At 40.4% G+C, this 13,847-nt stretch carries 16 protein-coding genes; 2 read left to right on the forward strand and 14 right to left on the reverse strand.

From position 1 onward, the window contains the following. The first annotated feature begins 183 nt into the window (after positions 1–183). The gene (locus tag OB69_RS18580) at positions 184–339 is read left to right on the forward strand and encodes a hypothetical protein (protein ID WP_157608517.1); all 156 of its coding nucleotides are present in this window, start codon (positions 184–186) and stop codon (positions 337–339) included. A 124-nt stretch (positions 340–463) separates the two neighbouring features. Next, positions 464–1,648: an aminotransferase class V-fold PLP-dependent enzyme gene (locus tag OB69_RS08495; RefSeq protein ID WP_053223274.1), complete on the forward strand. Its 1,185-nt coding sequence runs from the start codon at positions 464–466 to the stop codon at positions 1,646–1,648. 86 nt (positions 1,649–1,734) lie between these two features. Here OB69_RS08495 and OB69_RS08500 read toward each other — a convergent pair whose 3' ends face one another. The 14 genes from OB69_RS08500 to OB69_RS08560 all read right to left on the reverse strand — a co-directional run bounded on the left by OB69_RS08500 (position 1,735) and on the right by OB69_RS08560 (position 13,655). Next, positions 1,735–2,259, reverse strand: a complete 525-nt coding sequence (locus OB69_RS08500) for a flavodoxin family protein (protein ID WP_053223275.1) — start codon at positions 2,257–2,259, stop codon at positions 1,735–1,737. A gap of 63 nt (positions 2,260–2,322) precedes the next feature. Beyond that, complete coding sequence (gene chrA, locus OB69_RS08505) at positions 2,323–3,432, reverse strand: chromate efflux transporter (RefSeq protein ID WP_053223276.1); 1,110 nt, start codon at positions 3,430–3,432, stop codon at positions 2,323–2,325. Positions 3,433–3,666: 234 nt separating this feature from the next. Then, a complete protein-coding gene (locus OB69_RS08510) occupies positions 3,667–4,488 on the reverse strand; it encodes an AraC family transcriptional regulator (protein WP_053223277.1) in 822 nt (273 codons plus the stop codon). A gap of 95 nt (positions 4,489–4,583) precedes the next feature. Beyond that, on the reverse strand, positions 4,584–4,742 hold the full coding sequence (locus OB69_RS18455) for a DUF2256 domain-containing protein (protein WP_082338123.1): 159 nt from the start codon (positions 4,740–4,742) through the stop codon (positions 4,584–4,586). Beyond that, positions 4,739–5,839, reverse strand: coding sequence for an FAD-binding domain-containing protein (locus tag OB69_RS08515; protein ID WP_053223278.1), 1,101 nt, complete (start codon positions 5,837–5,839; stop codon positions 4,739–4,741). The genes OB69_RS18455 and OB69_RS08515 overlap by 4 nt, the downstream gene beginning before the upstream one ends. Continuing rightward, a complete protein-coding gene (locus tag OB69_RS08520; RefSeq protein ID WP_262501306.1) occupies positions 5,836–6,114 on the reverse strand; it encodes a TIGR03643 family protein in 279 nt (92 codons plus the stop codon). The genes OB69_RS08515 and OB69_RS08520 overlap by 4 nt, the downstream gene beginning before the upstream one ends. Positions 6,115–6,212: 98 nt before the next feature. Beyond that, positions 6,213–6,590, reverse strand: coding sequence for a DUF3703 domain-containing protein (locus OB69_RS08525; protein ID WP_053223279.1), 378 nt, complete (start codon positions 6,588–6,590; stop codon positions 6,213–6,215). Positions 6,591–6,612: 22 nt separating this feature from the next. After that, on the reverse strand, positions 6,613–7,068 hold the full coding sequence (locus OB69_RS08530; protein WP_053223280.1) for a hypothetical protein: 456 nt from the start codon (positions 7,066–7,068) through the stop codon (positions 6,613–6,615). 40 nt (positions 7,069–7,108) lie between these two features. Beyond that, positions 7,109–7,930, reverse strand: coding sequence for an agmatinase (gene speB / locus OB69_RS08535; protein WP_053223281.1), 822 nt, complete (start codon positions 7,928–7,930; stop codon positions 7,109–7,111). A 249-nt stretch (positions 7,931–8,179) separates the two neighbouring features. After that, positions 8,180–9,847 (reverse strand): glutamine--tRNA ligase/YqeY domain fusion protein, encoded by a 1,668-nt coding sequence (locus OB69_RS08540; protein WP_053223282.1) that lies wholly within the window; start codon positions 9,845–9,847, stop codon positions 8,180–8,182. An 853-nt stretch (positions 9,848–10,700) separates the two neighbouring features. Next, a complete protein-coding gene (locus OB69_RS08545; protein ID WP_053223283.1) occupies positions 10,701–11,339 on the reverse strand; it encodes a carbonic anhydrase in 639 nt (212 codons plus the stop codon). Between the two features lie 69 nt (positions 11,340–11,408). Beyond that, a complete protein-coding gene (locus OB69_RS08550; RefSeq protein ID WP_053223284.1) occupies positions 11,409–12,161 on the reverse strand; it encodes a LytR/AlgR family response regulator transcription factor in 753 nt (250 codons plus the stop codon). Beyond that, positions 12,158–13,192 (reverse strand): sensor histidine kinase, encoded by a 1,035-nt coding sequence (locus tag OB69_RS08555; RefSeq protein ID WP_053223285.1) that lies wholly within the window; start codon positions 13,190–13,192, stop codon positions 12,158–12,160. Before OB69_RS08555 ends, OB69_RS08550 begins: the two co-directional genes overlap by 4 nt. Positions 13,193–13,253: 61 nt before the next feature. Further along, entirely contained in the window at positions 13,254–13,655 is a 402-nt protein-coding gene (locus tag OB69_RS08560) for a hypothetical protein (protein ID WP_053223286.1), read from the reverse strand. Positions 13,656–13,847 lie beyond the last annotated feature (192 nt).

Raw genomic sequence — 13,847 nt, forward strand, 5'->3', positions numbered from 1 at the left:
GGAAAAAGCAGCAGCCAGTAACTTTTCTGAAAAAGAGAAGTGTAGAAAAATAAAAACCAGATGTTCTCTCAATCCACTTTATACTTCGGCACCATGGATGGTCACCACAAAATCAGCATCAGCGGAGTAGTTTTTTATGTAGAAAATGAATGTAAGAATCTTCTTCTTAATCATCTCAAATTCATGCATAGAAATAACACACTCCAATCAGAAAATCAGTTTGAATCGGGCGAAGAGCGAGTAGCCGAAATTTTACTGGAGGAACTTAAAGGAGGAAAAGACGTGGTGACCTGCAAGGAACTGGAAGCTGTAATTAACCGCACAAGAAATTTAAGATAGCCTGATTTAGTTATGGTTTGAGGTGATTATTAAACAGGTGTTTTCTATCCAAGCCCCGGCATTTGTCGGGGTTTTTTTATTGCTTTGGCGCTGAGTTTTGCGCCTAAATTTCATAATTTCAAACATGCTTACAGAAAAGGATATTCAGCGATTTCGAAAGGAAACTCCGGGAACAGATAAGGTGATTCACTTCAACAATGCAGGAAGTTCGCTACCGCCTCAGGCAGTGCGTTATGCCGTGATCGATTATTTGGAAGAAGAAATGACTTATGGGGGTTATGAAACCCATGAAAAATATGCGGAGCAGATTTCAGGAGCTTATACTTCTATCGCCAAACTGATCAATGCTTCGGCAGAAGAAATTGCTTTGGTAGAAAATGCCACGGCCGCTTGGCATGCTGCCTTTCAAGCCATTGATTGGAAAGATGGTGATGTGATTATTGCTACCCAAGCCGACTACGCATCGAACTACCTTTCGTATTTGCATCTTCAAAGAAAAGTGGCGGTAGAAATAAAAGTGATTCCTAATAAGTATTCTGGAGAACTGGATTTGGTGGCGTTGGAAAACATGATGGATGCTTCGGTAAAGCTGGTTTCTATTACGCATATGCCTACCAATGGCGGACTGACCGTAGATGCCGAAGGAGTAGGAGAGATCACCAAAAAACATGGAGTTCTATACTTACTAGACGCCTGCCAATCAGCAGGGCAATATCCGCTCGATGTAGAAAAAATTGGTTGCGATATGCTTTCAGCCACAGGCAGAAAATACATGCGAGGCCCAAGAGGTACTGGCTTTCTCTATGTTCGAAAGTCGGTTTTACCAAAATTAACGCCTGCTGTTATTGATCTTCATTCCGCAGAATGGACAGGAAAAGAATCATACACCATTCGAGAAGACGCTAAAAAGTTTGAAAATTGGGAAGGAAACCGAGCCAATACGCTAGGGCTCAAAGCCGCTGCTGATTATATTCTAGAGATTGGAATCAATAGTATTTGGGAACGTGTGCAGCATTTGTCTTCGGTGTTAAGAAAGCAAATTAGTCAAGTAAAGGGCATCACTGTTCACGATATTGGTGAAGTAAAGAGCGGAATTGTATCGTTTACCGTGGAGGGGAAATCAGCAGCAGAGGTGAAAACCTATTTACATCGCCAAGGCATTAATATTTCATGGATGGGAATTCCTAACAGTTATCTCGATATGACGACTCGAAAGTTGAAAGAAATTGCTCGTGCCTCAGTGCATTACTATAATACCGAAGAAGAAATTGAGGTATTTACTGCTACACTAAAGGAAATGGTAGGTTAAAGAACCCTCCAAAAGTTGGTTTCAATATACCTTCAGGAATTAATGAGCTTAGATGAACTATGAGTATTAACTTTTGGAGGGTTTCGCTAATGAGAGGATTTCTCTGCTGTGTTAATCAACGCAATAAACTTTTCTAGTTTGTCCGTTTCTGCTTCAAGATTTGTGCTGTCATTGATTACAGCATGAACGTTTCCAAGATAATTCATGCCTAAGTATTTGGCAGTTTCAGAAAAGGGCAGCCAGAATTGGTCGCCCAAATGATTGCCAATAGAACAGCTTAAGGCAGCCATATTTTTGCCTCTCAGCTTTCTGCCTAAATCCTTTTCAATTTCCAGTAAGTCAGTAATGCGATCGAAGAACACTTTCATGATGCCGCTCATGCTGTACCAATACACTGGAGTAGCAAAAATTAACATATCGTAGTTGTCGATGATGTTTCGCATTATGGGAAGGAAGTCGTCCCCTGCATTTTTATGTGCATAATCGTAGTAGCTAAAATCATAATCATTCAGGTCGATCAAGTCCCAATCAGACTTTTCTTTGAGCAGTTTCACCACTTTGGAGGTGTCACCGTCATTTCTAGAACTACCAAGAATGATAATGCTTCTCATAGCTGCATAAGTTTGTGAAACGAGAAGCTAAAGCTAATCATATCCTTTTTAGAAAGAAGACTTCTAAACCAAAGTCAACAAATAACCAAGCAGCGATCCGCCAACCACGATAAATGCACTGTTCAGTTTTTTGAAAAGGAATACGGTAATTAAACTGGCCACGGCAATCACGATGGTTTCCCAGTTCACAATGGTGTCTTTGCCCATTTCTATACAAACCGCGACAATCACCGCTACTGCGGCAATGTTCACCGCATCCAAGAAAGCAGCAATCATTTTCGATTTTCGCATTTTCGGAACTAGCGGGTTCAGAATAGCCACAAAGATGAAAGAAGGCATAAATATACCTACGGTGGCTGCAATGGCTCCCCAAAAGCCTCCCAATTGCCAGCCAATAAAGGTGGCGGTAGAAAGTACCGGTCCTGGTGTGAATTGACCTACCGCTACCGCATCAATCAACTGTTGTCTGGTGAGTAGGCCAGTATTGACGAGTTCTGCATCTAAGAAAGCGAACAACACATAACCACCTCCATAAAGCAATGCGCCCACTTTAAAGAAAGTCCAGAAAATTTTCATAGAGCCTAAAGTGGCGGTGACTTGCACTAGAGCGATAGGAGAGATACTGTTGAGCGAACTTTTTGAATTTCGGATGAGGTGAATGATTAAGCCTAAAGCACCACAAGCAAACAGCGCAATGATTTCGTTCACGCCCAGTAAAGTAGCGGCCAAAGTAAGTGCCCCCAGAATTCCGATTTCTACATTTTTGAGCGCTTTTTTTCCAAGGCGATAAACGGCCGAAATAATGATGGCAATTACCGCTGGCTTAATGCCGTAAATAAAGGGTTCTACGGAAGGAAGTTGGCCATATTGCTGGTAGAGCCAAGCAAAGAGCATGGTGATGGCAACGGCAGGAAATACGAAACAAGCACCAGCCACAATCAAACCTTTCCAGCCTGCGCGTTCATGTCCGCAGTGCATGGTCATTTCTGTGGAATTGGGACCAGGAATAAGGTTAGTAGCACCCACCAAATCCAGAAAATGCTGAGGTGTCATCCATTTACGCTTTTTCACCACTTCATCTTCCATCATAGCGATGTGTGCTGCAGGGCCTCCAAAGGCAATACTGCCCAGTTTGAAAAACAACTTGGCGACTTCTTTTAATTCCTTGCTCATTGCTCTATTTAATTTAAACTAAAAAATTATCTCTGCTGCAAAAATATACAAGGTATGATTAATAAAATGGTCTATTTGAAAAGGCTGTGGTCTTTTCAACCTGAGATCAACCAACTCTCCAAAAGTTGATGACCAATGACCATCAGGGGTTAATGTGTTCATCGAAACAATGAATAAGAACTTTTGGAGAGTTTGCTTAATGTTGATTTTAAAGCACTTTTAATCTCAATTGGTTTAGAGCAATTCCTTACGGAAAGCATTGGGTGTTATTTCTGTATGCCTTTTAAAGTATTTAGTGAAGTGCGAATTGTCTTTGAAGTCCAGCTTATGCGAAATTTCATTTACGGTAAGGTCCGTGTAGAGCAATAGGCGTTTGGCTTCGCTAATAATATGTTCCGAAATAATCTCTGTGGCCGATTGATTGGCTTCTTTCCTACAAATGGCATTCAGGTTTTGGGGCGTGGTGTGCAGGAGTTTAGCATAGTGCGCTACCTTATTCGTTAACTGATTTTCTTGGTTGAGCAACTCTTTAAAATGCTGAAAATCGCTTGCTTTATTGCTTTCACTGGCTTTTTCTGCTTTCGCAGAAAGTAGCAGTTTACCCAAAATGGCTTTGAGTAATCCGTCCACTACTGGCTTTTGGCTGTAGCCGTTTTCTTGGTATTCCTGATTTAGAATTTCGAAGAGCGGTTCCAACGATTGAGCATTGGGGTAGAGGCAAGGATAAGCGCTCAACTTGGCCAGAAGTTGTTTGATTTCCTTGTCCAAGCAGTTATCGATGTACTGTTTTTTGATAATCAGCACATAGCCTGAGGGTTCCGTTTCGATATTCCAAAAGTGAATTTGCTCTTTGCGCACCGTAAAAACAATGGGCGGAACAATGTCGAATTTTTGCGTGTCTGTGGTGTGCGTGCCTGAACCTTGCGTGAGAAAGATAATCTCGAAATAGCTGTTGTGTTTGTGTGGGGTGGTTTTGCGAATGTTCTTCCTGAAAGGAGAAATCTTAATGCTGTCGATGGGCGCAGTCTTGTCTTTTATTTCGAGTTTTGTGGTCATACTACCGTCACCAGTTCGCACCAAAAATATGGTTTTAAAAGTAGTATTGGCTATTTAGTGTAATGATATTTTTAATGGCAGCAGGTATAGGTTACTTAAGTCTCTGTCGTCATTTCAGAAATGTTAGCCTTGTTTCTTCGGCAGCGTTCGCTGCAGTAAGTCACTGACTCCCAGTTTTTAGTCCATTTTTTTCGCCAAGAAAAAGTGAGTTGGCAAACAGGACATGTTTTTTGTGGAAGAAATTCCTTTTTCATTTTGGAATATGGTCAATTTTTTTCTTAGTCTTTTTCCAAAAGTTGAAGAAGGAAGGGAAGTAGCCCTTTAATTCAAACATCCAATCTCGTGGCTCTTCAGTACCTGTGTAACTTAGGTTTGTAGGGTGTTCTTTATAAATAATTTTTGTTGGATCAACCACCTCTTTTAGGGAGTCAAAACTACCAACATGGATTTGAATTTCTGGGATATTGGAAGTGAGATTTATTGCAAAGTCTAGGCACTTTTGATTTATGGGGTACGCTTCGAAAAAGGCCGGCTCAATTAAGAAAACTCGGTTCACATCTTCATCCTTATGCCAGTTGGGGTCAATATTATAGTAATTGTAAATGAGGGTCTTCTTGCTGTTGTCAATAATCAAATTTCTTGTTTCAGGAAGTTGAAGGTGGTGGTCAAAACCTGCTAATTCCGATAAAGCATATGGAATGTCTAATTCTGGCAATAACTCATAATCATGGTCAAGAAAGGTGTTTTTTTGATTGGTGAAAAAGTAACGATTAATGTTTTCTTGATTCGCGTAATATTTTTTATTCGCATTTGCCCCAGCCACCCATTGCCAGCTTAGTGCGTTAGACGCCCAATCACCATCGAGTAAATACCCGTACATCCATTGGGCGGGGGCTAACCAGTGGCATTGTGCTAAGTTACAAACCATGCTTGCTACATACATGCGCATGTGATTATGCATATAGCCCGTTTTTTTTAGCGTTTCAATGGCTTCATCAACTGCTTCGATACCAGTATTGCCATCAATAATAGATTTTGGAATCAGGTGATTATTCACCTTGGATTGTGGCTGTTTTAGGTCTTTATTGATTAAATCACCTTTGGCAATCCATACTTGCTGCCAGTAATCACGCCAGGCCAGTTCTTGAATAAATTTTTCTTTTTCCCACCATTTTAAATCTTGATTTAAGGCATGTTCAAATAGCTGTTTGGTAGATATTACTCCCCTAGAAATATAGGGGCTTAAATAGCTAACAGCCCCGTTTTTATAGTTTCGTGTTTTACCGTAAGCCTCAATTGATAGATTATGAATTCTGGCTTCAATTTCAGGTAATGAAGTTGGGAAATTCATTTTTTTGAAATCTTATTATTGGAAATGCTACGCTGTCTGGAGCACTTAAATCGCGTTATATCAGCATTTCTTTTTTTCAAGTGCTTAATGCTTGTGCCGGTATTCACTCGTTTTCGCCAAAGCTTAAAAGAAGACAGTTTAAGCGTGTTTCTCATGAGTTTAATCACTTCTGTTTCACGCATTCCAAACTGAAAATCAATGGCCTCAAAAGGGGTTCGGTCTTCCCAAGCCATTTCAATTATACGGTCTTTATCTTCTGTACTGAGATTATTCAAGCTTAAAGTGTTTGATGCTTTAAAATTTGACAATCAAAAAATGAACTTGAATGTTTTGAGCTGATTAAATTTTTTTGGTAATCCTTGTTTTCAAACCATTAGGCTTGGTTAACGCCAGCTTTAATAAAAATATCCTGAATATCTTTTTCTATGGGGAAGGGTTTCATAGGCGGAACATTGGCGCCACCGGGATTACCCACAGGCACTTTACCTACAAACGACTTTACGCCACCCACCAATAAACGAGGGATTTGCCCCATCACTTCTTTTCCGCTTTTAATCCGAAAGCCAAACTGAAGCATTTTCCAATGCACGAAAGTATGGGCAAAAGGATAGCGCTGCCCAATAATATGCGCCCGTTCCAAATGCGCCCAAGCCTTGGTCAAATCACCAGCTTTGAACGCGACAGCATAAGCCTGTAATTCCGCTTGAAAATAGGGGATAAGGGTTTTTGGGAGTGTGGTGTGGAGGGGCATTGAGAATAGTTTCTGTTTTGGTTTATGCGAGATTAAAAATTAAATAAGCCAAACATAAAACAGATAACACTAACCCAAATAGGGAATAAAGAGTTTGCCCTTTTATTCGGCTTATATATTCATCTCTTTCTACGGATGTCCATTGTTGTTCTCGGGAGGCAAATCGATGAATTTCCATTTGTCGGTACTCTATAAAGATTAAATAACTTAAGATAATTAATGGGAAAATAATGGTCCAAAGCTCTAGTTTTGGAGATTCGTTGGGGAATGTTCCTAAAACTAAATAAGCTCCGAGAAGGATATTATTGAAGTTAAAAGCTCTGTCATGGATACGGTCAAAGCTGTTTTGAATTTGGTTCAATGAATTTTCTACTCTCCGGTCAGATTTCCCGAATAGTTCAGACAACTCCTGTCTACTGTTAATTTCTTTCAGTGTTTTATTAATCTCTTCTAGAGTAGTATCCTTGTTGTTTTCCAAATTGAACTTTTTAAATTTAGCTCTCTAAGTTCATCAAAAACTAAACACTAAACAACTTCGCCACCAACTCCTTCACCACTTTAGCGGCCACCATGGCGGTAATGCCATTAAGGTCTCGGTTGGGGTTGTATTCTACTACATCGCAACCTACAATGTTGAGGTTGAGGTTTTGAATCATGGTCAGTACTTCGCGGGTAGAAAAACCTCCCGGTTCGTGATGCGATACCCCGGGTGCAAAAGCAGGGTCGAGCACATCCATATCAAAGGAAAGGTAAACAGGGCCTTCCATCTCAAATTTCATATCCGCTTTCCAGTCCTTCATCTGGATCATATGCACATTGAACCTCTCGGCTTGGGTCTTTTGGTGCCTGTTTAAGGTACGAATGCCCACTTGGGTCAGGTGTTGGGCAAAACCGCCTTCCATAATTCTAGCAAACGGACAAGCATGAGAATATCGGTTGCCGTCTAGTTCGTCATATAAATCGCCATGAGCATCGAAATGGAGGATGCTGAGTTTGGGGTGCTTCTTGGCCAACGCCTTCACCACAGGAAAAGTAATGGAATGATCGCCACCCAAAGAAAAGGGGAGGGCGCCTTGTGCGAGCACTTCATCAATGCGCTGTTCAATGTCTGTGTATTGGCTGAGCTCAGCATTTCCGCACCAAGCCAGTTTTGGATGCTCGTTAAGGTCGGTCAGGTTTTCGGTAAAGTAATTGGCCGAATCCGATTCTAATGCCTGAATGATTAATTCAGGCGCTTTGGCTGGGCCTTGCAGAAAAGAAGAATGATCATCAAAAGGCAAACCGATCAAACCGATTTGACCCGGCTTTAATTGATTTACTGGAGTTCTTAAAATAGACATACACAAAAAAAGCACGATAATCTGAATATCATGCTTTTGTTATAAGTTTTTCGAAATGTTAGATCCTTCCTTCGTCAGGAAAAGAAACGATAATGATACAGTTTCAGTATTCAAATTTCTGAATCACTCTTCGCGATTGAATTTCAAACGATCCAGATAAATAATCCTAATGTTTTAAACCTTGTCTACAGTGCTTGTCGTTTTCGTCTAAACACTAAACACTAAACACTAAACACTAAACACTAATGACTACTTCGCCCAATTATCCCTCAGTGTAATCGTTCGGTTAAAGATCTTCTTCTCTGGAGTAGAGTCTCTGTCTACCACAAAGTAGCCTTGTCTTTCAAACTGGAAGATATCGCCTGCTTGTGCGTCTTTAATAGAAGGCTCTAGCATGGCATTTTCAACTACAGTAAGCGAATCAGGGTTGATATGATTCAAGAAATCATCGTCAATGCTGTTCAGGTTTTCGGTACGGAAAAGTCTGTCGTACAAACGCAAAGTAGCTGGTACAGCGTGAGGTACAGAAACCCAACCCAAAGTTCCTTTCACCTTTTTGCCGCTGGTATCATTACCGCTGCGAGTTTCAGGATCGTAAGTGCAATGAATTTCGGTAATGTTGCCATTGGCATCCTTTTCAAAGCCTGTGCATTTTACAATGTAACCGTATTTCAAACGCACCTCTCTGTCGGGGCCTAAGCCAAAGAATTTCTTAGGCGAAGGCGGTTCCTCCATAAAGTCTTTACTTTCAATATAAATTTCGCGAGTAAATGGCATTTCGCGCGTTCCAGCCGTTTCGTCTTCAGGGTTATTGATGGCTTGCATCATTTCCGTTTTGTCCGCTGGCCAGTTGGTAATCACCATTTTTAGTGGCTTCTGAATTCCAAAAACACGGTTGGCTTTTTTGTTCAAATCTTCGCGAATGCTGTGTTCCAAAAGCGCTACATCGGTAATGCCATCTCTTCGGGCTACGCCCACTTTTTTTACAAAGTTTTTGATCGATTCTGGGGTATAACCTCTTCTTCTAAAACCAGAAATGGTGGGCATTCTTGGGTCATCCCAGCCCGTTACATGCTTTTCTTCTACCAATTGTAAGAGCTTGCGCTTGCTTACGATGGTATAGCTTAGGTTCAACCTTGCAAACTCTGTTTGGTTAGAAGGAAAAATCTCCAATTCATTTATGAACCAATCGTACAAAGGCTTATGATCTCTGAATTCAAGCGTACAAAGGCTGTAAGTAACATGTTCAATCGAATCGGATTGGCCATGGGCGAAATCGTAATTCGGGTAAATGCACCAAGCATCACCTGTATTGTGGTGGGTTACTTTTTTAATTCTATAAATGATAGGGTCGCGCATATGCATGTTGGGCGAATCCATATCTATTTTAGCGCGAAGCACATGGCTTCCTGCATCGAACTCACCATTTTTCATGCGTTCGAATAAATCAAGGTTTTCTTCCACCGAACGATCGCGGAAAGGACTTTTTATACCCGGAATGGTAGGGTTGGTTTTGCCTGCGGCAATTTCTTCAGCCGACTGATCGTCTACATAGGCTTTCCCTTTTTTGATCAGCTTTACGGCAAATTCATAAAGCGTATCGAAGTAATTGGAAGTATAACGCGCCTCGTCCGACCAAGTGTAGCCCAGCCATTTAATATCTTCTTTAATCGAGTTAACGTACTCCTCGCTTTCCTTTTCAGGGTTGGTGTCGTCAAAACGAAGGTTACAACTGCCATTGTATTTTTCGGCAAGGCCAAAGTTCAATACAATCGACTTGGCGTGACCAATGTGGAGGTAACCGTTAGGCTCAGGAGGAAAACGCGTTTGGACGAATGAGTTTTTTCCTGATTTCAAATCATTTTCAATCATTTGCTCAATAAAGTTGAGCGACTCTTTTGGGTCCTTTTCACTCATTTTTCCTGTATTCAAAAGTTTAAAGTGCAAGTTTAGTAAAAAGCATTCAGAAGGGATTGAAAAATCAGCTTATCCTTTCTTAAAAAAACCTCCAAAAGTTCTCATTCATTGTTCAGGTGAATTCAATAACACCTGACAACTCAGAAACCTCAACTTTTGGAGGGTTCTCTTATTCAGTGTGAGTTTCTGACTTACAGTTACTTGGCTTGAAAATCGTGGATAACTCAGTGCATAACCCCGTGGATAGAGGGGTGGGAAAGTTGTTGAAAACTAATGAGTTACAAAGTTTGAGCGTAAAGTTAAGGAGAGTATCTTAGATATGTCAAGTGAGGGATAAAAGTCAGAAACTAGTTTTTAGTCTCTCTTCGGGGGAAGCCCGGAAAAAATGTACGCGAAAGGGTTATTCTTGAAAAAGATGATCTGAAACAGTCAGCTTAACTGATGGAAAATGCGAGAGCATACACCAAAGTCCAATTCAGAAGCGAGCGCATTTGGGTGTGTGAGCAGAAATTGGAAAAGGTACAGGGGTTACCCTTATCTTTTCGGCTTGGTTCTTTCTTAGACTGAACCTTATAAAAAGACTGCAAAGCTGCGTTAAACTGTCTTAGCACTAGGTGCGGACAACGGACGAAGCTGAAGAAGACAGCGTTTTTTGTTTATAGCTTGGGCCAATAAATGAAGAACAAAGGCTTGAACAGTAACTTGATGTTGTGAAATGGCCACGGCCTTTTCATGGCAAGTGGGGGCGAATCTTCGTCCCCCGCTTTTGTTTTTTGGGGGGTATTTGTAAAAATACAGATCAAGACCGCTGCCAGGCGGTCTTTTTCGTTATCTAAAGACTATTTCCTTTGCGTTATTCCTGATTGTATCCGTAGATTGAATTCACCGCCTCGGCTGAGTTGAAAGAGCATTCTAAGTCTGTAATGTTTCCGTCATTCAAACTGTAAACCCAACTGTGGATAAATGGAAACTCGCCTTTCTGCCATTCTTCCTGTACAAAGGATATTTTGGCCAAGTTTTTTGCTTGCTCTATCACATTCAATTCTACAAAGCGGTCGAACCTTTTTGTTTCATCCTGAATGCCGTTCAGTTCTTTACTGTGGTTTTTATAAATGTCTTTCAAATTCAGTAACCAATTGTCTAAAAAGCCAAAGATCTCATTCGACATGGCCGCTTTTACCCCTCCGCAGCCATAATGGCCGCAAACGATGATGTGCTTCACTTTCAATACCTTGACAGCATAATAGACTACACTTAGTAAGTTGAGGTCGGTATTAACGACCACGTTGGCAATATTTCTACCAACGAAAATTGAACCGGGAGTAGTGTTGGTGATTTCAGTGGCGGGCACTCTACTATCGGAACAGCCAATCCAGAGGAATTCTGGCTTTTGCTGATGCGATAGCTTTGTAAAGAAATCGGGATCGACTTTGGTGATGTTCTGGATGAACTGTTTATTTCCTTCGAGTAATGCTTTGTACTGGTCAGCCATGCTTTAAAGGTATAGTATTTTGAAATTGGAAAACGAAAATTGCCTGAACAAAAATAGAGTACAGATGACTTACATTCCAGCCCAAATCTTGAAATTTAATACCCGTTCACGGCTTACAATTACTTCTTCTTTAAAAGCTGGGCTCAGAGTGAGTAACAGTCGGCTATTGAAATAGCTGTGAATTTCCTTGATGCTAGAGATTTTGATAATGAATTGACGGTTGATTCTGAAGAAGAGTTTAGGATCTATTTCGTCTTTCAGTTGGTCTAAAGTGTAATCAATCGGCAAGGCACTTTCTTCGGTTTGAAGGTAAGTGAGCCCATCGGAATAGAAGAAATATCTAATATCGTTGGTGGTAATGCTTTTGAACTGCGGACCAATTTTAATTAGAAACCTTTCACGGAAGCCAGATGAAAACTGAGCCTTTAAGCTGTCGATGTTTTCTTTGTATTGAAGGGTTTCGGTAGCCTTAATATTCTCAAGTTTCTTAAATGAATTTTTTAGCTCCGTAGCGTCAATCGGCTTCAGTAAATAATCAATACTGTTGTGTTTAAAAGCATCGAGCGCATATTGCTCATAAGCGGTAGTGAAAATGATTTTAGGGTAATCGTTCAGTGCATTCAGAATATCGAAACCGGTACCATCATTCAACTGAATGTCCAAGAAAATGAGGTCGGGTTTAGGGTTTTCTTTAAACCAAATCAGCGATTCACTCACAGATTCCAGCTTGGCTAAAATCTGAGCGTTCGGAACGATTTCAGTAATCATTTTCGCCAAACGCTTGGCCGAAAGTGCTTCGTCTTCAATAATAACCAGTTTCATGATTCGGCTTTCAGTTGAGATACTAATGGAAGCTTGACCGTAAAGCTATTTGCGTTTTCTTGAATAACAATGCTTTTATTGAGCAGTAATTCGTAACGTTTATTAATGTTTTCTAAACCTAAATGCGTGGTTTTTTCTAAGTTAGGCCGTTTGTTCAAGTTGTTGCTCACCACTAAAAAGTCAGTGCCTTCCGTATAGATGTTAATGGTGAGTGGGTTTTCTTTCGAAAAGTAATTATGCTTTAAAGCGTTTTCTACCAACATTTGAAGCGATAAAATTGGAATTTGAGCAGCTCCCGCATCCAAATTGTAATTCACATTAATGCTTTGGCCATGCCTTGTTTTCAAAACGAAAACATAGTGTTCTAAATATTCAAGTTCGGTACTCAGTAACACCAATTGGGAGGTGTTTTCCATTAAATACCGGTATATTTTAGAAAGTCGAGAAACAAAGTCTACCGCTAATTTTGGGTCTTCTTCAATAACTGCGGTCAACACGCTAAAGCTGTTAAATAAGAAATGAGGTTCAATTTGGTCTTTTAGACTTTCGTATTTAGAAAGCGCAAGCTCTTTTTGTAGGATGTCTTTTTCATGTTCAGAACGTTTAGTGTACTCTACATAAATCATAAAAGATTTTGCAGAAATGATTAGCCATGAAAGCACCAAACTTTGTGCAGCGGTGGTGGCCAATGAAATTTCGGCAGTACAAGTAGTACAAGGAAAAGCAGGAATAAGGACTTCGGTATGAAAGGCTGCAGCACCGATCACGAAGGGAGCAGTGATAAGGCAGTTTCCCCAATAGAACATGCCAAGAGTTCGGTACGAAGTAAGGCTACATTTATAATGCTTAATCAGGTATTTACCAGTGTAGCCAATAATTTCAAAAACAATGAGTACCGTAATAACCGTGCTGCCCATGGATACAAAGGTGGATGTACCCCATTCGGAAAGTTTATAGGATGTGATTTTGAAGAACATAAAGACCAAAAGCCCTATTGCTATTCTTAATCCATATACCTTTCCTTTAGACATGGCTCAATATAAGAAAAGCCCTTAAGTGTAAACAAAAGGGCTTCATTGAATTCTGAATTTTTTAGTCGTTTTGAACGACTTTAATTTTAATGGTAGAACCTGTTACAGCACTTCTTCCTTTACCTGGAACTTTCAGAATGCATAGATAATCGCCCACCGGAGTCGATGCGTCTACTTTTACTTTCATGTCGTAGGTCAAAGGGTCTTCTACTTCAGTTTGTTGTTCGAAGGTAAAGTGGATGCCTTCTTTAGCAGAAGCTTTTGGTGCTTCAACAACGAGATTGTATTTCTTTGCTTTTACCACCCACATTTGTAGGTCGATTTCTTCACCTTGAGCTACGGTTACTGTGTAATCTTTTAAGCGGATTTCGTTTCCAGATCTTGGTTTTTCAAGGTTTTGAGCGTTTAGGTTTCCTAAGCCTGCAAAAAGGAGTATGGCGAATAGTGATAAAGTTCTTTTCATGATTGGGGATGTTTTTATGCATATTTAATCATTCATATAAATATTGAAATACGGCTTTTGGTGGGTTGTCGAAGAATTGGGCTGAGTTGTTGAAGGAAATAGTTGAGCTGTAGCTTCGCGAAACAGATTGGCGACCAATGCTTTTTGAATAATTGATACCTTAGCAAAATCTAAAAACCAACAGGAGGATAA

Source organism: Roseivirga seohaensis subsp. aquiponti, assembly GCF_001267955.1.
Lineage (GTDB): Bacteria > Bacteroidota > Bacteroidia > Cytophagales > Cyclobacteriaceae > Roseivirga > Roseivirga seohaensis.

Bases quoted from the DNA above. Each gene is read 5' to 3' on its own strand.
- OB69_RS08540 (WP_053223282.1), bottom strand. From the start codon at position 9,847: ATGAGTGAAAAGGACCCAAAAGAGTCGCTCAACTTTATTGAGCAAATG.
- OB69_RS18455 (WP_082338123.1), bottom strand. From the start codon at position 4,742: ATGAAAAAGGAATTTCTTCCACAAAAAACATGTCCTGTTTGCCAACTC.
- OB69_RS08555 (WP_053223285.1), bottom strand. From the start codon at position 13,192: ATGTCTAAAGGAAAGGTATATGGATTAAGAATAGCAATAGGGCTTTTG.
- OB69_RS08515 (WP_053223278.1), bottom strand. From the start codon at position 5,839: ATGAATTTCCCAACTTCATTACCTGAAATTGAAGCCAGAATTCATAAT.
- OB69_RS08560 (WP_053223286.1), bottom strand. From the start codon at position 13,655: ATGAAAAGAACTTTATCACTATTCGCCATACTCCTTTTTGCAGGCTTA.
- OB69_RS08545 (WP_053223283.1), bottom strand. From the start codon at position 11,339: ATGGCTGACCAGTACAAAGCATTACTCGAAGGAAATAAACAGTTCATC.
- OB69_RS08500 (WP_053223275.1), bottom strand. From the start codon at position 2,259: ATGAGAAGCATTATCATTCTTGGTAGTTCTAGAAATGACGGTGACACC.
- chrA (WP_053223276.1), bottom strand. From the start codon at position 3,432: ATGAGCAAGGAATTAAAAGAAGTCGCCAAGTTGTTTTTCAAACTGGGC.
- OB69_RS08525 (WP_053223279.1), bottom strand. From the start codon at position 6,590: ATGCCCCTCCACACCACACTCCCAAAAACCCTTATCCCCTATTTTCAA.
- OB69_RS08495 (WP_053223274.1), top strand. From the start codon at position 464: ATGCTTACAGAAAAGGATATTCAGCGATTTCGAAAGGAAACTCCGGGA.
- speB (WP_053223281.1), bottom strand. From the start codon at position 7,930: ATGTCTATTTTAAGAACTCCAGTAAATCAATTAAAGCCGGGTCAAATC.
- OB69_RS18580 (WP_157608517.1), top strand. From the start codon at position 184: ATGCATAGAAATAACACACTCCAATCAGAAAATCAGTTTGAATCGGGC.
- OB69_RS08550 (WP_053223284.1), bottom strand. From the start codon at position 12,161: ATGAAACTGGTTATTATTGAAGACGAAGCACTTTCGGCCAAGCGTTTG.
- OB69_RS08510 (WP_053223277.1), bottom strand. From the start codon at position 4,488: ATGACCACAAAACTCGAAATAAAAGACAAGACTGCGCCCATCGACAGC.